The organism is Pseudomonas gebzensis, from assembly GCF_034427815.1.
In the GTDB taxonomy this organism is placed as follows: domain Bacteria; phylum Pseudomonadota; class Gammaproteobacteria; order Pseudomonadales; family Pseudomonadaceae; genus Aquipseudomonas.
On record NZ_JAXQNS010000005.1, the window covers coordinates 295239 to 314936 of the forward strand.

Below are 19698 nucleotides of genomic sequence, written 5' to 3' on the forward strand. Positions count from 1 at the left end.
TCCGCCGTGGACGAGTACCAACAAACCATTCGCGCGCTGTCAGACCGTATCGTTGCCGCGCAAACCCCGATTCGCGTGCTCGATGCGGTGAAATGGGACGACAGCATCAAACAGGCGTTTCTCGACGGCAAAGGCAAGATCGCGCCCGCTGTCGACCGCGCCTATTACCAGAACCGCCCCCTGGGCTTCGACTCCGCGGCAGTCAAGGCCGAGTTCCAGAGCATCGAGCGCGACATCACCCGGCGCCTGGGCCAGTTCAACCCGGTCGGGCAGATCATGCGGCGCATGTGCAAGGAATACCGCATGGTGGTGCGCATGCTCGAAGCGCGTGGCACCGAGGACTTCGGCCTGATCTCCCAGGAGCTGTATGGCGCCGCGTCCGATGCCTTCCACGCCGGCGACCCGACCCTCGCAGACCTGGGCCTGATGCTGTCGAACTACCTCGACAACATCGACGGTCGTGGCGACCTCAAGGACGAGCCCAAGACCCTTACGGCCAAGCAAGCCGTGGAGATTCTCCAGCAGCGCCTGAACAAGGTGTTCGGCGAGGCGGAAAGCACCATCCGCGTGTTCGAGTCCGATGGCATCGTCGCCGATGCCGCCGCCGGCGCCGACTACATCAAGGTTCGCGCCGATGCGATGTTCAACAGCCGTGACGTGCGCGCTTTGGAAGTCCACGAAGGGCTGGTGCACGTCGGCACCACGCTGAACGGGCTGAACCAGCCGATCTGCACCTTTCTGGCCAAGGGCCCGCCCTCATCGACCGTGACCCAGGAAGGGCTGGCGATTCTGATGGAGGTGATTGCCTTCGCATCCTACCCCAGCCGCCTGCGCAAGCTGGCCAACCGCACCCGCGCCATCCACATGGTCGAAGAGGGCGCCGACTTCATGCAGGTCTACGCCTTCTTCCGCGAGCAAGGGTTCGACCTGGGCCAGAGCTACAGCAACGCCAGCCGTGTGTTCCGCGGCTCGGTGCCCGATGGCCTGCCGTTTACCAAAGACTTGTCCTACCTCAAAGGCTTCATCATGGTTTACAACTACATTCAGTTGGCCGTGAAGAAGGGCAAGCTGGAACAGATTCCGCTGCTGTTCTGCGGCAAGACCACCCTCGAAGACATGCGTACCCTGCGCCAACTGGTCGAAGAAGGCCTGGTGGAGCCGCCGAAGTACCTGCCCGAGCAGTTCCGTGACATCAACGCGCTGGCAGCCTGGATGTGCTTCTCCAACTTCCTCAACCACTTGAGCCTCGACCGCATTGAAGCCGACTACGCGAACATTCTCTAAGCGCTTGCGCAGCCTGGCCATGGCGTCGGCCCTGATGCTGGCCAGCGGTTGCAGCAGCCTGCTGTTCTACCCCGAGCCCGGCCAGGCGTTCACCCCCGCGCGCGCGCAGATCGCCTGGAACGACCTGACCCTGACCACCGCCGACGGCGTGCGCCTGCATGCCTGGTGGCTGCCGGCCAAGGCTGGGGTGAAGGTCAAGGGTACGGTGTTGCACCTGCATGGCAACGGCGGCAACTTGCCGGGCCATCTGGGCGGCAGCTACTGGCTGCCTGCGCAGGGCTATCAGGTGCTGATGCTCGACTACCGCGGCTATGGCCTGTCCGAAGGCACGCCCAGCCTGCCGGCGGTCTACCAGGACATCGCCGCCGCGCTGGACTGGCTCGACCACGCTCCCGAGGTCCAGGGCACGCCGCGCTACCTGCTGGGCCAGAGCTTGGGTGGTGCGATCGCCATCCACTACCTCGCGGCCCATCCCGAGCAGCGCCGGCGCTTCACCGCGTTGGTCTTCGACGGTGTACCCGCCAGCTACCGCGACGTCGGCCGCTACGCACTCGGCACCTCATGGCTGACCTGGCCGCTGCAAGTGCCGCTGGCCTGGCTGGTGCCCGACGGCGACAGCGCAATCCACTCCATCGCCCAGCTCGACAGCCCGCCCAAGCTGTTCTTCCACAGCATCGACGACAACCTCGTGCCGCTGGACAACGGCATTCGCCTGTACCAGCACGCACCGCCCCCGAGGGTGCTGCAACTGACCCGAGGTGGCCATGTGCAGACCTTCGCCGACCCTAACTGGCGTGAGGTGATGCTGCGCTTTCTTGACGATCCGAACCGCTTCGACGGCCTGCGGCGTTTGGCCGAAGTGCCCCTGACTCAGATGCCCCCAGCTGAAGCGCCCAACGCCCCTGACGAGAAACCCCGCAATGAGTGAAGAACGCAACGCCATCCCGCTGATCCTGACGGCAGTGGGCACCATCATCGTCACCGTGGGCGCGCTCTGGTACTACGGCTACCTGCACTTCGCCAAGCCCGAAGACGCCCTGTTGCTGCAGGACTACACTATGCTCAAGACCGTGCCTGGCGAAGACTACAAAGTCTCGCTGACCCCGGCCGAGCAGGTGGCGCAGTGCATCGATGGCGTGCTGGTGCTGTTCGATACCCAGCAGAAAGGCCTGACCGGCGTGCTGGTCGACAACCGCAAGCGCGCAGTGCGCTGCGCGGTAGCGCCGGCCCAGCCCTGAAGGGTAGCTCCGGCAGGGCGATCGCCTCGGTAGGCGCAGGTGTCAGGCATAAAAAACCCGCCATGAAGGCGGGTTTTTTGTGCATCAGACGGTGCGCTTAGCGCATGGTCGAACGCGCTTTCACAGGCTGGTTGTCGTTGGAAATGGTCACTTCCACACGACGGTTCTGCGCACGGCCCGAGTTGCTGGTGTTGTCGGCAACTGGGTATTCCTTGCCATAACCCTGCGAGACGATACGCGCTGGGTCGACACCGGCACGCACCAGGGCGGTGCTCACGGCGCCGGCACGGCGATCGGACAGCGACAGGTTGTAGCTGGCCGAACCGACGCTGTCGGTGTAGCCCTCTACGATGACTTTACGCTCTGGGTTTTCGGCGAGGAACTGCGCCAGCTTGGTGATGTTCGGCAGGGCGCTGCTTTTCAGCTGAGCCTTGTTGAAGTCGAACAGCACGTCACCGAAGGTCACCAGGGTGCCGCGTTCGGTCTGCTTGGCGTTCAGCTCGTTCTGCAGTTTCTTGATCTGCGCGTCACGGGCGTCCAGACGGGCCTTGGCACGTTCGGCGGCAGCGCCTTTGAGCTCGCCTTCGGCGGTGCGCAGGGCGATGGTCTGCTTGGCGACTTCAACACGCTGGTTGGTCAGGTAGGCCAGTTGGTCAACCTTGTTGTCGTCTTCGCGGTCCATGTAGGCTTTGTCGGCCTTGTTCAGGAAGTCTTGCGCGTCCTTGGTTTCCAGGGCGGCGACTTTGCTCGACTGCGGATCGCTTTGCAGCGCCGAGAAGTTGGTGCGAGCCGATTCCAGGTTAGGGTTCGGATCGTGCGAGCAAGCTGCAAGACCGACGCTCATGGCGAGGAGGGCAGGGATCATGACGTGTTTGCGCATAGTGTTCTTCCTTTGATCGTTAACGAAGTCTGGAGAGGGTGGGGCGGCGCTTATTCAGCGGCGCGCAGACCTTCTTCACGTACGTCCTGGACCCCTTGGCGAGCGTCCTGTACAGCTTTCTGGGCTTTGGCGGCCTGAGCCTTACGCTCGGCTACGCGGGCATCCCATTCGGCCTGCTCGGCGAGGACCTTGGCGTCTTCGTACTTCTTGTCGTGCATGGCAATTTCGGCTTTCTTGAACTTGTCCTGAGCAGCCTTCATTTCGACTGCTGCGAACTCGGTGCCGCCAGCGCTGACCGCAGAGTTCACCGCCGACTGGGTCACGGCATACTGCTCGGTCGGGGGCTTGCCTGCGCAACCGGCCAGGACCAGGCTGCTGCCCAGGGCCAGTGCCGCCAGCTTGAGCCCGCGCACGTTGAAGGAAGAGGGTTTTGCGATGCGGGTCTTCATGGTGGTCAACTCCATTGGTCACTCCTGATAACGACGATGGCCTTAAGATGGCCATCGCTGTTTCCCTGATGTTATCGAGCGCCGCAACGCCCGTGCTTACAGGGTTCTGCCGTGATGGCTACTGGGTGTGACCGGGGCGATTTTTGAATAGTTCCGATAAATTCGCGCGCTAACGATCTTTTTGACTGACTGCTCGGTCAGCGTTTTTTCCGGGGAACTTACCGTCTTCGATGGGGTAATGCGGCCCCCACAGCCACCCCTTTCCCAGCCGCACTCACAGGCAACCGGAGGCCGCCCGACCGTGGCCCAGCGCTGTGCACGCACTCAGCGCTGCGGGTCGTCTTCTGGGCCATCGAGCTTGTGCAGATGCTCCTTGGCCAACGCCAGGAATCGCGGCGTCGGGCCGACGTCCTCATACAAGGGATCACCCTCTTCGTCAGTGGCGATCACCTGCGGCCCGCGCACATACGGAAAGCTTGCTTCCAGCTCTTCCAAGGCCGCCCCGACCAGCTCACCGAGCAGTTCCTGCGCGGTGCGCTTGGGGTACATGTCGATCAGCGCGGCCAGGCGCGCTTCAGCTTCCAGGTCCAGGTGCAGCACGTGCGAGGTCGGGCTCATGCGGCCTTTTGCGCTGTGTTCCCAATGTTGGGCCAGTTCGCGGATTTTCATGGTTGTCTCCATCGGTCAGGTATCACCTAGTGTCAGAGGCGCGCAACGCAGCTTAGTTGCGCGGCGCGCCGCTTGCCTTGGCCGTGGCGGCGTGTGCACTCTTGGGCAGGAGCTGTTTCCTGGAGTGGAGAAGGGCCGATGACTGATATCGATGTGCGCCTGCGTGAAGATGTCCATGTGTTGGGAGAACTCTTGGGTGAAACGATTCGTCAGCAGCACGGCGAAGCTTTTTTGCACAAGATCGAAGCCATCCGCCACAGCGCCAAGGCCGACCGCAGCGGCGCCGGCGAGCAACTGAGCAGCACGCTCGACAGCCTCGAAGATGACGAGCTGCTGCCAGTGGCGCGCGCGTTCAACCAGTTCCTCAACCTGGCCAACATCGCTGAGCAGTATCAGTTGATCCACCGCCGCCGCGACGACCAGCCACCGGCTTTCGAGGCGCGGGTCCTGCCCGACCTGCTCGACCGGCTCAAAGCCGAAGGTCACGATGAACATACCTTGGCGCGGCACGTCGGCGCACTGGACATCGAACTGGTGCTCACCGCGCACCCCACCGAGGTGGCCCGTCGCACCCTCATCCAGAAATACGACGCCATCGCCGCGCAGTTGGCCGCGCAGGACCACCGTGACCTCACCGAGGCCGAACGCCAACAGGTGCGCGAGCGCCTGCAGCGGCTGATCGCCGAGGCCTGGCACACCGAAGAGATCCGCCGCACGCGACCGACCCCGGTGGATGAAGCCAAGTGGGGTTTTGCGGTCATCGAACATTCGCTCTGGCAGGCCATTCCCAACCACCTGCGCCAAGTCGATGGCGCTCTGCGCGCGGCCACCGGCCAGCGCCTGCCGCTAGACGCCGCGCCCGTGCGCTTCGCCTCGTGGATGGGCGGCGACCGCGACGGCAACCCCAATGTCACCGCGCCTGTGACCCGTGAAGTGTTGCTGCTGGCGCGCTGGATGGCCGCCGACCTGTTTCTGCGCGACATCGATGCACTGGCCGCCGAGCTATCGATGCAGCAGGCCAGCGCTGCGCTACGTGAAAAGGTCGGCGACAGCGCCGAGCCCTATCGCGCCTTGTTGAAGCAATTGCGTGAGCGCCTGCGTGCCACCCGTGCCTGGGCCCAGGCGTCGTTGAGCCAGCCTCAGCCGGTGGCGGCCGATGTGCTGGTCGACAACCAGGACCTGGTCGCCCCGCTGCAGCTCTGCTACCAGTCGTTGCACGCCTGCGGCATGGGCGTGATCGCCGAAGGGCCGTTGCTCGATTGCCTGCGCCGGGCGGTGACCTTCGGCCTGTTCCTGGTGCGCCTGGACGTGCGCCAGGACGCCACCCGGCACCGCGATGCCCTGGCAGAAATCACCCGCTACCTGGGCTTGGGTGACTATGCCGAGTGGGATGAGGCGCAGCGCGTGAAATTCCTCCAGGCCGAGCTGGACAATCCGCGCCCGCTGCTGCCCGCGCATTTTCGCGCCGAAGACGACACCGCCGAAGTGCTGGCGACCTGCCGCGAAATCGCGGCCGCCCCTGCTGCCTCCCTGGGCTCTTATGTGATTTCCATGGCCGGTGCGGCCTCCGACGTGCTGGCTGTGCAGTTGCTGCTGAAAGAAGCCGGGTTGACCCGGCACATGCGTGTGGTGCCGCTGTTCGAGACCCTGGCAGACCTGGACAACGCCGGCCCGGTCATCGAGCAACTGCTGCAGCTACCGAGCTACCGCGCCAGCCTGCAAGGCCCGCAGGAAGTGATGATCGGCTACTCCGACTCGGCCAAGGACGCTGGTACCACGGCAGCGGCCTGGGCGCAGTACCGCGCGCAGGAAAGCCTGGTGGCGATCTGCAAGACACATGCGGTCGAGCTGCTGCTGTTCCACGGCCGCGGCGGCACCGTGGGGCGCGGCGGCGGTCCGGCCCATGCGGCTATCCTGTCGCAGCCGCCGGGCTCGGTAGCGGGGCGTTTCCGTACCACGGAGCAGGGCGAAATGATCCGTTTCAAGTTCGGCCTGCCGGGCATCGCCGAACAGAACCTCAACCTGTATCTGGCCGCTGTGCTGGAGGCAACCTTGCTGCCGCCACCGCTGCCGCAGCCGGCCTGGCGCGACGTCATGGACCAGCTGGCGGCAGATGGCGTGGCGGCCTATCGCGGCGTGGTGCGCGAGCACGCCGATTTCGTCGAATATTTCCGCCAGTCCACCCCGGAGCAGGAGCTGGGCCGGCTGCCGCTGGGCAGTCGGCCGGCCAAGCGCCGCGCCGGTGGCATCGAAAGCCTGCGGGCCATTCCGTGGATCTTTGGCTGGACCCAGACGCGCCTGATGCTGCCCGCCTGGCTGGGCTGGGAAACCGCACTGAGCAATGCCCTGGAGCGTGGCCAGGGCGAGCTGCTGGGGCAGATGCGTGAACAGTGGCCGTTCTTCCGCACCCGCATCGACATGCTCGAAATGGTCCTGGCCAAGGCCGACGCGCAGATCGCCGAGGCCTACGACCAACGTCTGGTGCAACCCGAACTGCTGCCGTTGGGGGTTCATCTGCGCGACCTATTGTCGCAGTCGTGCCAGGTGGTACTGGGCCTGACAGGGCAGTCGGTGCTACTGGCGCACAGCCCGGATACCCTGGAGTTCATCCGCCTGCGCAACACCTATCTGGACCCGCTGCACCGCTTGCAAGCCGAGCTGCTGGCCCGCACGCGGGGCCGTGAGGCGGCCCTGGACAGCCCGCTGGAGCAGGCCCTGCTGGTCACCGTGGCGGGAATCGCCGCCGGCTTGCGCAATACCGGTTGAGGTGACCGTGCAGTGATCAGCGTCTGCCCCACACTGGGGCAGGTGCGCACATCCAGTGCGGGGTTGCGCTCATCGCAACCCCTGCGTCCTACGGTCGCAAGGGGTGTATTCCTGCCACTTTGGGATGCTTGTCTGGCTGACAGGCGCTGTGTATCTTGAGCAGCCTTTTGACCGATTTTCGGTCGAGACCGATTTTCCGGAGTTGGCCCGTTCAGCCGAATCCATTGATTTACATAAAAATTATGAGGAGCACGAGATGCGCGTAATTCTGCTGGGAGCTCCCGGGGCCGGTAAAGGTACTCAGGCAAAATTCATCACCGAAAAGTTCGGTATTCCGCAGATCTCCACCGGCGACATGCTGCGTGCTGCGGTGAAGGCCGGCACCCCGCTGGGCCTGGAACTGAAGAAGGTCATGGACCTCGGGCAACTGGTCTCCGACGAGCTGATCATCAACCTGGTGAAAGAGCGCCTGACCCAACCTGACTGCAAAAACGGCTGCCTGTTCGACGGTTTCCCGCGCACCATCCCTCAGGCCGAAGCCATGAAGGCCTCGGGCGTTGAAATTGATCACGTGATCGAGATTGCCGTTGACGACGAAGAGATCGTCGGCCGTGTGATTGGTCGCCGTGTGCACCCGGCGTCGGGGCGTACGTACCACATTCAACACAACCCGCCGAAGGTCGAAGGCAAAGACGACGTCACCGGTGAAGACCTGATTCAGCGCGACGACGATAGCGAAGAAACCGTTCGTGACCGCCTGGCGGTCTACCACTCCCAGACCAAGCCGCTGGTGGAGTTCTACCAGAAGCTCTCGGCTGTCGATGGCAAGCCCAAGTGCAGCCACGTGCCTGGCGTCGGCTCGGTAGAAGCGATCACCGCCAAAGTGCTCGCTGTGCTCGACTGATCCACCTGCTGTCTCGCCACGGCCCGCTTGCGGGCCGTTGTCGTTTATACTGCCGCTCCTTTTTTTCCTGCCTGGATACCCCGTTCGATGACCACCTTGCTGGCCCTGGATACCGCTACCGAAGCCTGTTCCGTTGCGCTGCTGCATGAGGGCAAGGTCACCAGCCACCACGAGGTGATTCCCCGCCAGCACGCGCAGAAGCTGCTGCCGATGATCAAGCAACTGCTGGCCGACGCCGGCCTGCCCCTGAGCGCGCTGGATGCCATCGCCTTCGGCCGCGGCCCTGGCGCGTTCACCGGGGTGCGCATCGCGATCGGCGTGGTCCAGGGTCTGGGCTTTGCCCTCGACCGGCCGGTGCTGCCGGTGTCCAACCTCGCCGCGCTGGCCCAAGGTGCGTTGCGCACCCGTGGCGTACAGCACGTGGCCGCGGCCATCGATGCCCGCATGGACGAGGTGTATTGGGGGTGCTACCAGGCAGAGGCTGGCGAAATGCGTGTGCGCGGCCGGGAAGCGGTGCTAGCGCCTGAACGGGTGGTGTTGCCGGAGCTGGCCGGTGCCGAGTGGTTCGGCGCCGGCACGGGCTGGGCCTATGCCGAGCGCCTGGCCGCGTCGGTCGGCAGTTTCGATGCTCACTTGCTGCCCACCGCACACGATGTACTGGCCCTGGCCAGCTTCGCCTGGGCGCGTGGCGAAGCGGTCGCGGCTGACCAGGCGCAGCCTGTGTACCTGCGCGACAACGTGGCCACGCCCAAGGCCCGCTGAGCCGGGCCGCGTGCCTGCAGGCCGCAGGGTGGGGCGCGCTTGTGCGCGGTCAGCGTGGCGCCCGTCGGCTAATCACCTGCGGCGATAAACCTTCCCTCGGAACTGTGGTCCAGTTATCAGCAGGCAGTACCGCAGCGTCATCGAATACTGCTAGATTGCCATTACTGGTCCCGAGTATGTCTTCATGCGTATCAATGGTTTCTCTCCACCGTCCTATCCGGTCAAACGTACGCCGCCGCGCAAGTCGCCTGCGGCCGATGAAACCGTGGACGATGCAGACACCCTCGAAGAGGCCGACCTCGTCGCCTTGGCCAAAGGCCCCCGCCGCGGCGGCCTGCCGGCCCGCCAGCAAGACCTCATCTTTCCCCGCAGCCGTGATCGGCGCACCGCCAGTGCGCTGGCCAGCTACCTGGCAACGGCCGGCTACAGCGAGTGGGACATGGATGTGCTCGGGCTCGACCTGTACATCTGACGCATGAGCGCCGCACTTCAGCCTTATCACCTGGGCTGCCCCTCATGGGGCGATGACGCCTGGCGCGATTACCTTTATCCGGCCGATGCCCGCCCGACCGACTACCTTGCGCTGTACACCCAGGTGTTCAATGCGGTCGAAGGCAATACCACCTTCTATGCGCGCCCTGCGCAGCACACCTTGCAACGCTGGGCGCAGGCGATGCCGGAAACGTTTCGCTTCACCGCCAAGTTCCCCCGCGAGGTCAGCCATGAGGGCGACCTGCGCAACACCCTCGACGCGGCCCTGGACTTCACCCGCCTGCTGGCCCCTTTGGGTCAGCGGGTCTCGCCGTACTGGCTGCAACTGCCTGCCAGCTTCGGCCCGCAGCGGCTGGCTGAGCTGGAGCACTTCTTGCGCGAGATCGGCGTGCCGGTGGCGGTGGAGGTCCGCAATCAGGCCTTCTTCGCCAAGGGTGAAGAGGAGCGACAGCTCAACCGCCTGTTGCATGGCCTGCACGTGGAGCGCATTTGCCTGGACCCGCGCGCCTTGTTCAGTTGCACCTCGCGTGAACCCGCCATACTCCACGCGCAAAGCAAGAAACCACGGGTGCCCCCGCGCCCTGCGGCCTTCACCGACCATCCGCAGGTACGTTTCATCGGCCATCCGCAACTGGCTGAAAACGAGCCGTTCATGACGCCGTGGATCGACAAGGTGGCGAGCTGGATCGAGCAGGGCAAGTGCCCGTATGTATTCCTGCACACCGCCGACAATCACCTGGCCGCAGCGTTGGCTTTGCGCTTTCACGAGCGTCTGAGCGAGCGCCTGCCGGGCCTGGCGCCCCTGCCGGTGCTTCCCCGTGAGCCTGAGGTAGAACAACTTGGGCTGCTTTGAACGCTTTGCTGTAGCGAGAGGATGACGGGCCATGCGCGTGCTGGGGATTGTGCTGTTCTGCCTGGCGCTGATCGCCGGCCAGGCCTGGTACCTGGGCTGGCGCCCGCCCGCGGCTTTGAATCCCTGGGCTGCGCTGGATGTCAGCCAGCCGCCGAACTGGCTGACGCCCTATAAACTCTCCCGCCTGCGCAACGATCCTGACCTGTGCCGCCAAGCGCTGCAGACCTCGGGCCTGCGGTATCGCCCTCAGGCCGACAGCCCGGCGACGGCGAATTGTCCGCTGAGCAATGTGTGGCGGATCGACGGCGGGCAGGCGCAACTGAGCAGCAGTTTTCTCGCCAGTTGCCCGCTGGCCGTGGCCTACGCCGTGTTCGAGCGCCACGGCCTGCAGCCCGCCGCACAGCGGCGGTTCGGCCAGCCGGTGGTGCAGGTCGATCACCTGGGCAGCTTCGCCTGTCGCAACGTGTACCACCGCAAGCAGGGCCGGCTCAGCCAGCACGCCACGGCCAACGCCCTGGACATCAGCGGTTTCCGGCTCAAGGACGGGCAACGCATCACGCTGGCGCGCGACTGGTCGGGCGAGGGGCAGAAGGCGCAGTTCCTGCGCGAAGTGCAACAGGCCGGGTGCATAGCCTTCAGCACGGTGCTGGGGCCTGACTACAACGCGGCACATGCCAACCACTTTCACCTCGACATGGGCCTGTGGCAGGCCTGCCGTTGACCTCAGGCGTAGGCGCGCAGGTTGTTCAGCACCACCGGGCGGGCCCAGTGCAAATCGAAGGCCAGCGCATGTTCCTGGTCAGCCAGCGCGCCGTCGGTATAGGGTTCGGCAGCCGGTTCGAGCAGGTCGAGCTCGAATTCGGCGATCGGCAGGTGCAGTGGCCGTGGCGCAGGGCCGGGGCCGGACTCGGCCAGCGGGTGGCCCTGGCTCATCACCACCGGGCGCAGCCAGCTGTTGCTCAGGTCCAGGTCACGCTGCTGGGCGATCAGCTCGGCGGCGTCGAACGGTTCAGCAGCCGGCGGCAACAGCGTGGCGTCGAGCTCGGCCTTGGGCAGAAACAGCGGCTCGGGCGGGTCGACGGTGTGATCAGCCACCGCGCAATGGCGTTGAGCGTCGATCAGTTGCAGGGCCCGCGCACCGCCCAAGGGCTCGCCGCTGACGGGGTCTTGCTGCACCAGCGACTGGCTGAAGGCATCGACCGGCAGCGCCTGCTGATCCGCCACCGCCTGGGCAAAGAAATCCTGCCAGAGCTGGCTTACGCCGCTCAATGCCTGGGTGTTCTGCTTGCCGTAGTGGCCAACAGGCGACAGGTAGGTCAAGCCGATGGGAAGGGTGTCAGTCATGGCGGTGGCGGATGAGGCGCTCTGGCACAATGGTGATTACCGCTTTTATCGGCCCCGGCCGCAGTTTCATTAATTTTTGGGTACGCACGTGATGGACGAGCAAGAGCAAAGCACCGCAATTCGGGTCGAGGCGCTGTCTGCCCCGCTTCAGGTCCAGGCCCAGGCTTGGGCGCAGCGCCTGGGCTTGCCGCTGGAGGATGACCAGGCGGGGTTTGCCGTGCAGGTGAGCGGCGATGGGCTGCAGGTCCAGCAACTGGGGCCGCAGGCACCGGGACCGGTACGGGTCGATTTCGTCGAGGGCCAGGCGGCGCACCGGCGTCTGTTCGGTGGCGGTAGCGGGCAGATGATCGCCAAGGCGGTGGGGATTGCCCAAGGCATCCGGCCGACGGTGCTCGATGCCACGGCGGGCCTTGGCAAGGATGCGTTCGTGTTGGCCAGCCTGGGCTGCAGCATGACCCTGATCGAGCGCCAGCCCTTGATCGCGGCCCTGCTGGAAGACGGCCTGAGCCGTGCTCGCCTGGTGGCCGAGGTAGCGCCCATCGTCGAGCGCATGCGCTTGCTGACCGGCAACGCCATCGAGCACATGCAGCACTGGCAAGGCGAAGCACCGCAGGTGATCTACCTTGACCCGATGTTTCCGCACCGCGACAAGAGCGCGCTGGTGAAAAAGGAAATGCGCGTGTTCCGCCCGCTGGTGGGCGATGACCAGGATGCTCCGGCGCTGCTGGCTGCAGCCTTGGCGCTGGCCACCCACCGCGTGGTGGTCAAGCGCCCGCGCAAGGCGCCGATCATCGAAGGCGCCAAGCCCAGCCACAGCATCGACGGCAAGTCGAGCCGCTACGACATCTACCCGAAGAAGACCCTGAAAGCCTGACCCTTGAGCGGGCGCTACTTGCGCGCCAGCAAGGTCGCGCGGCGCGGCGCGGGCAGGCCCTCGACGGTGCGCGTAGGGTCGTTGGGGTCGAGGAAGTCGCCCAGTGACTGATAGCGCATCCACTCGGTGCTGCGCTGCTCCTCGACACTGGTGACGCTGACGTCCACGCAGCGCACGTCGGTGAAGCCGGCGCGGCGCAGCCAGCGTTCCAGGGCCGGCACCGAGGGCAGGAACCACACGTTGCGCATCTGCGCGTAGCGGTCCTCGGGCACCAGCACTTGCTGTTCATCGCCTTCGATCACCAGGGTTTCCAGCACCAGCTCACCGCCCTTGACCAGGCAGTCTTTGAGCGCCAGCAGGTGCTCGATTGGCGAGCGCCGGTGGTAGAACACGCCCATGGAAAACACCGTGTCGAAGCCTTCGAGCTGCGCCGGCAGCTCCTCCAGGGCGAACGGCAGGTGCCAGGCGGCGTGTTCGGGCAAGTAGCGCTGCACGGCCTGGAACTGGCAGAAGAACAGCCAGTTGGGGTCTACGCCGATCACCGTTTCGGCGCCCGCGCCGAGCATGCGCCATTGGTAGTAACCGTTGCCGCAACCCACATCCAGCACGCGCTTGCCTTGCAGGTTCAGGTGCGGGGCGATGCGTGCCCATTTCCAGTCCGAGCGCCATTCGGTATCCACCTGCACGCCGAACAGCTCGAACGGACCTTTGCGCCACGGCGACAGGCCCATCAAGGCCTCGCGCATCTGCGCGCGGGTGGCCTCGTCGCAGGCGCAGTCAAGGCGCAGGCCGTCGCGCAGCTCGATGTCGGTCGCCTGCACATCCGGCAGGGCGGCGAGCGCACCGCGCCAGCGCTCCAGGTCGCCGTGGCCCTTGCTCATCTTGCTGTCGAGTTGCGCTTGCAGGCCGTGAGACCAGCGCGCCAGTGGGGTGCCAGCCAGACGCTGGACGAGGGGAGACAAATCGATCATGGCAGGGCTATCAAAGAGGCGAAGTTGAGGCACTGGAACCACGGCACCACCTGGGAGAAGCCCGCAGCGCGCAAGCGCTCGGCGTGGGTGTCCAGGGTGTCGGGTTTCATCACGTGTTCGATGGCGCTGCGTTTCTGGGCGATTTCCAGTTCGCTGTAGCCGTTGGCGCGCTTGAAGTCCAGGTGCAGGTCGTTGAGCAACTGTTGGGCGTGCGTATCGGCCATCAGCAGTTTCTCGGAAAGAATCAACGCGCCACCCGGCAGCAAGGCCTGATGAATCCGCGTGAGCAACGCCAGGCGCTGCTCGGGCGCGATGAACTGCAGGGTGAAGTTCATGGCCACCACCGAGGCCTGTTGCAGTGGCAGCTCGAGGATATCGGCCTCGAGCACCTGCACCGGCAACAGCTCCTGGAACATCGAGTCCTGGGCGGTCAGGTACTGCCGGCAGCGCTCGACCATGGCCGCAGAATTGTCCACGGCGATGACCCGGCAGCCCTCGGTGCGCACATGGCGGCGCAGGGCCTGGCTGACCGCACCCAGCGAGGCGCCCAAGTCATACAGTGCACTGTTGGGCTGCGCAAAGCGCGCGGCGAGCACACCAAGGTTCTCGACGATGGTCGGGTAGCCGGGCACCGAGCGCTTGATCATGTCAGGAAAGACCTGCACCACGTCTTCGTTGAAGACAAAGTCAGGGACCTGCTCCAAAGGCTGGGCGAACAGGCGGTCGGGGGTTTTGCTCACGGCGAATCCACTGCAGGTGACGTTGAAAGGGCACGCATTCTAGCCAAACTGAGTGCGCCGTGCATGGCCGCTGGGCATGGCTCAGCGCACGTTGATCGTGCAGGAGAAGGTTTCCACGGGTTTGACCTCCGGCGCCCAGGGCTGCTGGTAGACCAGCGTCAGCTGGCGCTTGCCCGGATGCTGCGCCTGAAAGCGCCACTGCGTCACGCCGGCACTGCCCACCAGGCCGATGTCTTCGGGCGCCGTATACACCTGTGGGCCAAGCAGGCGCAGCACCTCTGCGCCAGGTTGCGCCAGGCGCCAGCGGTACCCGGTGGTTGGATTGCTGGACAGTTGCAAGGTCAGGGTTTGGCCCACCGACAGGTGCAGCGGACAGTCGTCGGCGTCACTGACGATCAGCGCGTTGTCGTGGGGCGAGAAGGTGCAGGCGCTGAGCAGGGCCATGCCCAAGGGAAACAGCAGGCGGCATACGCTCATGGTGTGGATCGACCTCTTGGGCACTGGCGGGGGAGCGGGAAGGTGTACCGACTGCCTGCTGGCAGCGGGTGGCCTTAGCGTAGCGCTCCCGGGCCATTCTGGCCTGAGTAGAGGAACACAACCATGAGTGTAGAAAGTCCCGAGTACCTTGCTTTACAAGAGGCTGCTGCCAAGCAGCCCGGCAAGGTCGTCAATGCGTTGGCCGAGTTGGACGGGGTCAATCAAGGTGGGCTGACGCTGAGCCGAGAGCACATCATCACCCTCAACCGCTACGCCAACCATGTGTTGACCCTGCCTACCGAGGCAGAGGCTGTGGAGAACTGGCTAGGCTACAGCACCATCAGCGAACCCACGCTGATGCCCAGCAGCATGGCTGAGCTGTTCGTCCAGCTGCGTGCCCATGGGCTGAGCTGGCGGCCGCTTTCCGACAACAGCAGGAAGCTTGCGAGCCAGCTGAGTACGACCGCCAGCTCAATCGCAGTGGCGGGCGCCGCCATTCTAGAGGCCTGTGGCGCCACCGCTGCCTTGGGTCCCGACGAGAGGGGCTGGGAGGCCATCGTCTTGAGCGAGCCCGTTGCCCTGGACACCTCCGATAAAGCTGAGCTCACCACGCTCAGCGAGATTTTCCCGATTCTCCTGGAAGATGTGCGCAACTATGGGCTGAGCGTGGATGCGGTCAGCGATCAGACCAAGGCATTTCGCGACACCGCTGCCCAGACACTGATTCCGGCGGTGTATGACAAGCGCCGCTCGGTATTACGCGAACGCTCCAGTGACGAGGTCGAGAGCCTGCGCCAAAGGCTCGTCGAGCTGGACAATGACATCAAGGCGATGAACAGCCAATACGACCAGTATGTCCAGGCCGCCCTGAGTGGTCTGGCAGCCGGCCCGATTGGCGTGGCCATCACCGGCGGTATCTACGGCAGCATGGCCGAGCAGGTACGCAAGCGCCGTAACCAGGCTCAAGAAGAACGCCGCAGCGTCAGTGAGCAGCTCAAGCGCCGCATCAAACTCGAAGGCTCGCTTGAGGAGCTGACGACGTTCGTAGACGAGCTCAAGTCTCGCTTGGACGAAGTCGTGGTGGCCTCTTCCCATCTGCACACCGCATGGGAAAGCGTCGACGCGTATGTCGCCGAATCAATTCGCAAGCTCGACTCCATTTCAAACAGACGCCAATTAGCGTTGTTCTCGATCTATTTCAAACAGTTCCTGGCGCAGTGGGCGCAAATCAAAAACAAAGCCGAGCAACTGACTCAAATTTTCGATGAAGCCTCCGTGGCCTGAGTGAAGGAAAAGATCATGACCAACCCTGTTTCGCAACTCGATACCCATGCTCAAACGGCCAACATCCTGGAGATGGTCCAGGCTACCCGGACGTATCTGCGGGTCTGGCAGGAAGGCAATTTCAAGTTTCTGTCGCTCTTGCAAGAAAACCTGCAACGCCACAAGGCAGTCTTCGGCGAGTGTCAGGACCAGACGCTCAGCATGGCTCAAGGAGTGATCGCACAGCTTCAGCCCTCTGGACTGGTCCATATCGTTGAGGCCTTGGCCGAGGAGCCGAGTTCCGAGCTACTCGCGTTGGCCGAGGAAGAAGCCCAGGCTGTCGTCGCCTCGCTCGATAGGCAAGTTGCGCTGCTCACGCGTGAAAGCCGAGCCGTTGACGGCCTGCCGTTGGTCGAAGGCGCGGCTGACAAAGAACGCCTGATCGATGAACTGGCCAATGCCGAGTCGCTGGCCAAGGGCGCGGCTGGTGACTCGGCACGTTTCAAGGCTGAGCTGGACGTGGTGCAGAAGGCGATCGACATTCTGCAGGCCAACGGGCTGCAGACCCGCTTTGGTGGCACTGTGCCTTCGCTGGAAACCCTGAGCGCGTTGGCGACACCGGGTGGCGAGGCCGTGGTGGCCGTCGAGGTGATCAGCCAGGCAATCAAAGACCTGCAGACGTTGCTCGGCGATATCGTAATCGGCATGCGCTATTCCGAGCTTCAGCGCCAGGCACAGTTGCTGCGTGACCGCGCCAGCGAGGCTGACGAAGGGATACGCAACGCCGGGCAAAAGCAGAAATGGCTGACCAGCAACATTGCCCTGCTCGAAACGCTTCCCGCGCTGAAACAGCACCGTGAACAGTGGCAGGCCGCCGCTGCGCACTTGATTCAGACATTGGAGCATCACCGCGCCGCCGTTGGCTCCATCGGCTTCGAGGAGGCAGCCGACGTGAATACGCTCGACACAGCGTTCAACCGCCTGCTGAACCTGGAACTGGACATCGTCAAACAGATCCTCTCCTGACATCTGGCTGACACACCGACACCGCCATTAGGCGGTGTCAGTGTGTCAGCGCAGACCCGGGGCCGTTAGCGACGGGACTGGACGGTCAAGACCCACTACGCTAACGGTCCTGGGATGGCTCGGCAGGTGGCCGAGGTCCGCGGTGCGAGCGGTCCATCAAGCAAACTGCACCTTAACCGAACAACACTTTCGCCACATCGGCATAACGCCGCGCGAAGTGCACCGTGACCCCTTCGCGCAGGTAATCCGGCAGCTCCTCGTAATCACCCCGATTCGCCTCGGGCAGAATCAGCTCGAAGATCTTCTGCCGCCGCGCCGCAATCACCTTCTCGCGCACCCCGCCGATCGGCAGCACCTGCCCGGTCAAGGTCAGTTCGCCGGTCATCGCCACACCTTTTTTCGGTGCCTGATCGCGCGCCAGCGACAGCAGCGCGCTGGCCATCGTCACACCCGCGCTGGGGCCATCCTTGGGCGTTGCGCCTTCCGGGACGTGCACGTGGATGAACGCTTCGTCGAAGAACGTCGGATCGCCGCCAAACTGCTTGAGGTTGGAGCTGACATAACTCAGCGCGATGTCAGCCGATTCTTTCATCACATCGCCCAGCTTGCCAGTCAGCTTGAAGCCGCGGTTCAGGGTGTGGATGCGCGTGGCCTCGATCGGCAGCGTGGCGCCGCCCATGCTGGTCCAGGCAAGCCCGGTGATGATGCCCTTGCCCGACAGCACCTGTTCGCTGCGGAAGACCGCAACCCCCAGCGCAGGCTCCAGGTCCTTCGGACCGATCTTGAGTTTGGCCTGCGGGTCTTCCAGCAGCTTGAGCACGGATTTACGCACCAGCTTGCCCAGTTGTTTCTCCAGCTGGCGCACGCCGGCTTCGCGGGCATAGCCTTCGATCACCAGGCGCAGGGCGCTGTCGCTGATGCTCAGGCTGGTCTTGGCCACACCGGCCTTGGCCAGTTGCTTGGGCCACAGGTGGCGCTTGGCGATGGCCAGTTTTTCTTCGGTGATGTAGCCCGACAGGCGAATCACTTCCATGCGGTCCAGCAGCGGCCCGGGGATCGAGTCCAATGTGTTCGCGGTGCAGATGAACAGCACCTTGGACAGGTCCAGGCGCAGGTCCAGGTAATGGTCGAGGAAGTCGACGTTCTGCTCGGGATCAAGGGTTTCCAGCAGCGCCGAGGCCGGGTCGCCCTGGAAGCTCTGGCCCATCTTGTCGATCTCATCGAGCATGATCACCGGGTTCATCACTTCGACATCTTTGAGCGCCTGCACCAGCTTGCCGGGCTGGGCGCCAATGTAGGTGCGCCGGTGCCCCTTGATCTCGGCTTCGTCGCGCATGCCGCCCAGGCTGAAGCGGTAGAACGGCCGGCCCAGGGATTCGGCGATCGACTTGCCGACGCTGGTCTTGCCCACGCCCGGCGGGCCGACCAGCAGCACGATCGAGCCACTGATCTCGCCTTTCCAGGCACCGACCGCCAGGAACTCGAGGATGCGTTCCTTGATGTCATCGAGCCCGGCATGGTGCTGGTCGAGCACTTTGCGTGCGTGCTTGAGGTCGAGCTTGTCCTTGCCGTAAACGCCCCATGGCAGGGCACTGGCCCAGTCGAGGTAGTTGCGGGTAACGGCGTATTCAGGCGAGCCGGTTTCGAGGATCGCCAGCTTGCCCATCTCCTCGTCGATGCGCTTTTGTGCCTGCTCGGGCAAGGTCTTGCCTTCCAGGCGCTGCTTGAACTGTTCGATATCGGCGCTGCGGTCGTCCTTGCTCAGCCCCAGCTCTTGCTGGATGACCTTGAGCTGTTCCTTGAGGAAGAACTGCCGTTGGTGCTCGCCAACCTGGCGATTGACCTCGGCGGAGATCTCGTTCTGCAACCGCGCAACTTCCACTTCCTTGCGCAGCATCGGCAGCACTTTTTCCATGCGCTTGAGCATCGGCACGCAGTCGAGCACTTCTTGCAGCTGGCTGCCGGTGGCGGAGGTGAGGGCGGCGGCGAAGTCGGTCAGCGGGGAAGGGTCGTTGGGGCTGAAGCGGTTGAGGTAATTCTTCAGCTCTTCGCTGTACAGCGGGTTGAGCGGCAGCAGTTCCTTGATCGCATTGATCAGCGCCATGCCGTAGGCCTTCACCTCATCGGTGGGTTCGGACAACTGGCGCGGGTATTCCACTTCCACCAGGTACGGTGGGCGATGGTGCTTGAGCCAGGTGCGGATACGCACGCGGGTCAGGCCCTGGGCGACGAACTGCAGCTTGCCGTTCTCGCGGGTGGCGTGGTGCACCTTGACCAGGGTGCCGTACTCGGGCAACGCCTTGGTATCGAAGTGCCGGTGGTCCTCGGCCGGGGTGTCCATGAAGAACAGCGCCAGGGAGTGGTGTGGGGTTTTCTCGACCAGGTCGAGGGTTTCCGCCCACGGCTCTTCGTTGACGATGACCGGCAAGACCTGGGCCGGAAAGAACGGACGGTTGTGGATAGGGATGACATACACCTTGTCGGGCAACTGCTGGCCGGGCAAGGCCAGGTAGCGGCCGGTGTCTTTGTCGGCTTCGATGTGCTCGACTTCGCTGCTTTCGTCGTGCGCGTCCGGATGATCCTGCTGGTCGCTCATGGGGCACCTGCGTGATGGGCAATGGTGCTTAGATGGGGCGCGGGGGAAGTGGTTTCAATGGACAGGAGCGGGGAAGGGGCCAGCCTACGCCGCGCGCTGGGCGCGCGGGT

20 protein-coding genes are annotated in these 19698 nt (G+C 64.2%); 12 read left to right on the forward strand and 8 right to left on the reverse strand.

Going from position 1 to position 19698, the window contains the following annotated elements; all coding sequences use genetic code 11:
- Positions 1-6 precede the first annotated feature (6 nt).
- The 3 genes from SJI00_RS12165 to SJI00_RS12175 are packed head-to-tail and all read left to right on the forward strand — an operon-like array spanning position 7 to position 2522.
- Entirely contained in the window at positions 7-1284 is a 1278-nt protein-coding gene (locus SJI00_RS12165; RefSeq protein WP_322461956.1) for a flavohemoglobin expression-modulating QEGLA motif protein, read from the forward strand.
- The gene (locus SJI00_RS12170; RefSeq protein ID WP_322461957.1) at positions 1256-2212 is read left to right on the forward strand and encodes an alpha/beta hydrolase; all 957 of its coding nucleotides are present in this window, start codon (positions 1256-1258) and stop codon (positions 2210-2212) included. Before SJI00_RS12165 ends, SJI00_RS12170 begins: the two co-directional genes overlap by 29 nt.
- Positions 2205-2522: a PA3694 family proteiin gene (locus tag SJI00_RS12175; RefSeq protein ID WP_322461958.1), complete on the forward strand. Its 318-nt coding sequence runs from the start codon at positions 2205-2207 to the stop codon at positions 2520-2522. Before SJI00_RS12170 ends, SJI00_RS12175 begins: the two co-directional genes overlap by 8 nt.
- A gap of 97 nt (positions 2523-2619) precedes the next feature.
- Here SJI00_RS12175 and lptF read toward each other — a convergent pair whose 3' ends face one another.
- The 3 genes from lptF to SJI00_RS12190 all read right to left on the reverse strand — a co-directional run bounded on the left by lptF (position 2620) and on the right by SJI00_RS12190 (position 4520).
- Positions 2620-3402 carry a lipotoxin F family OmpA-related lipoprotein LptF gene (gene lptF / locus SJI00_RS12180; protein WP_322461959.1) on the reverse strand — a complete coding sequence of 261 codons (783 nt, stop codon included), beginning with the start codon at positions 3400-3402 and terminating at the stop codon, positions 2620-2622.
- A gap of 50 nt (positions 3403-3452) precedes the next feature.
- A complete protein-coding gene (locus SJI00_RS12185; protein WP_312932496.1) occupies positions 3453-3866 on the reverse strand; it encodes a DUF4398 domain-containing protein in 414 nt (137 codons plus the stop codon).
- A 309-nt stretch (positions 3867-4175) separates the two neighbouring features.
- Positions 4176-4520 carry a pilin assembly protein gene (locus SJI00_RS12190; RefSeq protein WP_322461960.1) on the reverse strand — a complete coding sequence of 115 codons (345 nt, stop codon included), beginning with the start codon at positions 4518-4520 and terminating at the stop codon, positions 4176-4178.
- 138 nt (positions 4521-4658) lie between these two features.
- Between SJI00_RS12190 and ppc the strand changes: the two genes are divergently transcribed.
- From ppc to SJI00_RS12220, 6 genes are all read left to right on the forward strand, one after another.
- The gene (gene ppc, locus SJI00_RS12195; RefSeq protein ID WP_322461961.1) at positions 4659-7286 is read left to right on the forward strand and encodes a phosphoenolpyruvate carboxylase; all 2628 of its coding nucleotides are present in this window, start codon (positions 4659-4661) and stop codon (positions 7284-7286) included.
- Positions 7287-7542: 256 nt separating this feature from the next.
- Complete coding sequence (gene adk, locus SJI00_RS12200) at positions 7543-8190, forward strand: adenylate kinase (protein WP_322461962.1); 648 nt, start codon at positions 7543-7545, stop codon at positions 8188-8190.
- Positions 8191-8277: 87 nt separating this feature from the next.
- The gene (gene tsaB, locus SJI00_RS12205) at positions 8278-8952 is read left to right on the forward strand and encodes a tRNA (adenosine(37)-N6)-threonylcarbamoyltransferase complex dimerization subunit type 1 TsaB (RefSeq protein ID WP_322461963.1); all 675 of its coding nucleotides are present in this window, start codon (positions 8278-8280) and stop codon (positions 8950-8952) included.
- 184 nt (positions 8953-9136) lie between these two features.
- Entirely contained in the window at positions 9137-9424 is a 288-nt protein-coding gene (locus SJI00_RS12210) for a hypothetical protein (protein WP_322461964.1), read from the forward strand.
- 3 nt (positions 9425-9427) lie between these two features.
- Complete coding sequence (locus tag SJI00_RS12215) at positions 9428-10297, forward strand: DUF72 domain-containing protein (RefSeq protein ID WP_322461965.1); 870 nt, start codon at positions 9428-9430, stop codon at positions 10295-10297.
- Positions 10298-10328: 31 nt separating this feature from the next.
- On the forward strand, positions 10329-11018 hold the full coding sequence (locus SJI00_RS12220; protein WP_322461966.1) for an extensin-like domain-containing protein: 690 nt from the start codon (positions 10329-10331) through the stop codon (positions 11016-11018).
- Between the two features lie 2 nt (positions 11019-11020).
- On the opposite strand, the gene SJI00_RS12225 is transcribed toward SJI00_RS12220, so the two are convergent.
- Positions 11021-11641: an energy transducer TonB gene (locus tag SJI00_RS12225; RefSeq protein WP_322461967.1), complete on the reverse strand. Its 621-nt coding sequence runs from the start codon at positions 11639-11641 to the stop codon at positions 11021-11023.
- A 91-nt stretch (positions 11642-11732) separates the two neighbouring features.
- On the opposite strand from SJI00_RS12225, the gene SJI00_RS12230 reads away from it, so the two are divergent.
- Positions 11733-12515, forward strand: a complete 783-nt coding sequence (locus tag SJI00_RS12230; protein ID WP_322461968.1) for a class I SAM-dependent methyltransferase — start codon at positions 11733-11735, stop codon at positions 12513-12515.
- Positions 12516-12529: 14 nt separating this feature from the next.
- Here the strand turns inward: SJI00_RS12230 and cmoB are convergent, their stop codons facing one another.
- From cmoB to SJI00_RS12245, 3 genes are all read right to left on the reverse strand, one after another.
- Positions 12530-13486, reverse strand: a complete 957-nt coding sequence (gene cmoB, locus SJI00_RS12235) for a tRNA 5-methoxyuridine(34)/uridine 5-oxyacetic acid(34) synthase CmoB (RefSeq protein ID WP_322461969.1) — start codon at positions 13484-13486, stop codon at positions 12530-12532.
- Entirely contained in the window at positions 13483-14226 is a 744-nt protein-coding gene (gene cmoA, locus SJI00_RS12240) for a carboxy-S-adenosyl-L-methionine synthase CmoA (RefSeq protein WP_322461970.1), read from the reverse strand. Before cmoA ends, cmoB begins: the two co-directional genes overlap by 4 nt.
- A gap of 81 nt (positions 14227-14307) precedes the next feature.
- Entirely contained in the window at positions 14308-14703 is a 396-nt protein-coding gene (locus SJI00_RS12245; RefSeq protein ID WP_322461971.1) for a protease inhibitor I42 family protein, read from the reverse strand.
- 198 nt (positions 14704-14901) lie between these two features.
- Between SJI00_RS12245 and SJI00_RS12250 the strand changes: the two genes are divergently transcribed.
- A complete protein-coding gene (locus SJI00_RS12250) occupies positions 14902-15987 on the forward strand; it encodes an alpha-xenorhabdolysin family binary toxin subunit A (protein WP_322461972.1) in 1086 nt (361 codons plus the stop codon).
- A 15-nt stretch (positions 15988-16002) separates the two neighbouring features.
- Positions 16003-16992 carry an alpha-xenorhabdolysin family binary toxin subunit B gene (locus SJI00_RS12255; protein ID WP_322461973.1) on the forward strand — a complete coding sequence of 330 codons (990 nt, stop codon included), beginning with the start codon at positions 16003-16005 and terminating at the stop codon, positions 16990-16992.
- A 172-nt stretch (positions 16993-17164) separates the two neighbouring features.
- On the opposite strand, the gene lon is transcribed toward SJI00_RS12255, so the two are convergent.
- Positions 17165-19588: an endopeptidase La gene (gene lon / locus SJI00_RS12260; RefSeq protein WP_322461974.1), complete on the reverse strand. Its 2424-nt coding sequence runs from the start codon at positions 19586-19588 to the stop codon at positions 17165-17167.
- Positions 19589-19698 lie beyond the last annotated feature (110 nt).

What these genes read in the sequence shown, in the direction of transcription:
- cmoB (WP_322461969.1), bottom strand. Translation starts at nt 13,486, where the DNA reads ATGATCGATTTGTCTCCCCTCGTCCAGCGTCTGGCTGGCACCCCACTG.
- SJI00_RS12230 (WP_322461968.1), top strand. Translation starts at nt 11,733, where the DNA reads ATGGACGAGCAAGAGCAAAGCACCGCAATTCGGGTCGAGGCGCTGTCT.
- SJI00_RS12245 (WP_322461971.1), bottom strand. Translation starts at nt 14,703, where the DNA reads ATGAGCGTATGCCGCCTGCTGTTTCCCTTGGGCATGGCCCTGCTCAGC.
- SJI00_RS12190 (WP_322461960.1), bottom strand. Translation starts at nt 4,520, where the DNA reads ATGAAAATCCGCGAACTGGCCCAACATTGGGAACACAGCGCAAAAGGC.
- SJI00_RS12215 (WP_322461965.1), top strand. Translation starts at nt 9,428, where the DNA reads ATGAGCGCCGCACTTCAGCCTTATCACCTGGGCTGCCCCTCATGGGGC.
- SJI00_RS12220 (WP_322461966.1), top strand. Translation starts at nt 10,329, where the DNA reads ATGCGCGTGCTGGGGATTGTGCTGTTCTGCCTGGCGCTGATCGCCGGC.
- tsaB (WP_322461963.1), top strand. Translation starts at nt 8,278, where the DNA reads ATGACCACCTTGCTGGCCCTGGATACCGCTACCGAAGCCTGTTCCGTT.
- SJI00_RS12255 (WP_322461973.1), top strand. Translation starts at nt 16,003, where the DNA reads ATGACCAACCCTGTTTCGCAACTCGATACCCATGCTCAAACGGCCAAC.
- lptF (WP_322461959.1), bottom strand. Translation starts at nt 3,402, where the DNA reads ATGCGCAAACACGTCATGATCCCTGCCCTCCTCGCCATGAGCGTCGGT.
- ppc (WP_322461961.1), top strand. Translation starts at nt 4,659, where the DNA reads ATGACTGATATCGATGTGCGCCTGCGTGAAGATGTCCATGTGTTGGGA.
- lon (WP_322461974.1), bottom strand. Translation starts at nt 19,588, where the DNA reads ATGAGCGACCAGCAGGATCATCCGGACGCGCACGACGAAAGCAGCGAA.
- SJI00_RS12175 (WP_322461958.1), top strand. Translation starts at nt 2,205, where the DNA reads ATGAGTGAAGAACGCAACGCCATCCCGCTGATCCTGACGGCAGTGGGC.
- SJI00_RS12225 (WP_322461967.1), bottom strand. Translation starts at nt 11,641, where the DNA reads ATGACTGACACCCTTCCCATCGGCTTGACCTACCTGTCGCCTGTTGGC.
- adk (WP_322461962.1), top strand. Translation starts at nt 7,543, where the DNA reads ATGCGCGTAATTCTGCTGGGAGCTCCCGGGGCCGGTAAAGGTACTCAG.
- SJI00_RS12185 (WP_312932496.1), bottom strand. Translation starts at nt 3,866, where the DNA reads ATGGAGTTGACCACCATGAAGACCCGCATCGCAAAACCCTCTTCCTTC.
- SJI00_RS12210 (WP_322461964.1), top strand. Translation starts at nt 9,137, where the DNA reads ATGCGTATCAATGGTTTCTCTCCACCGTCCTATCCGGTCAAACGTACG.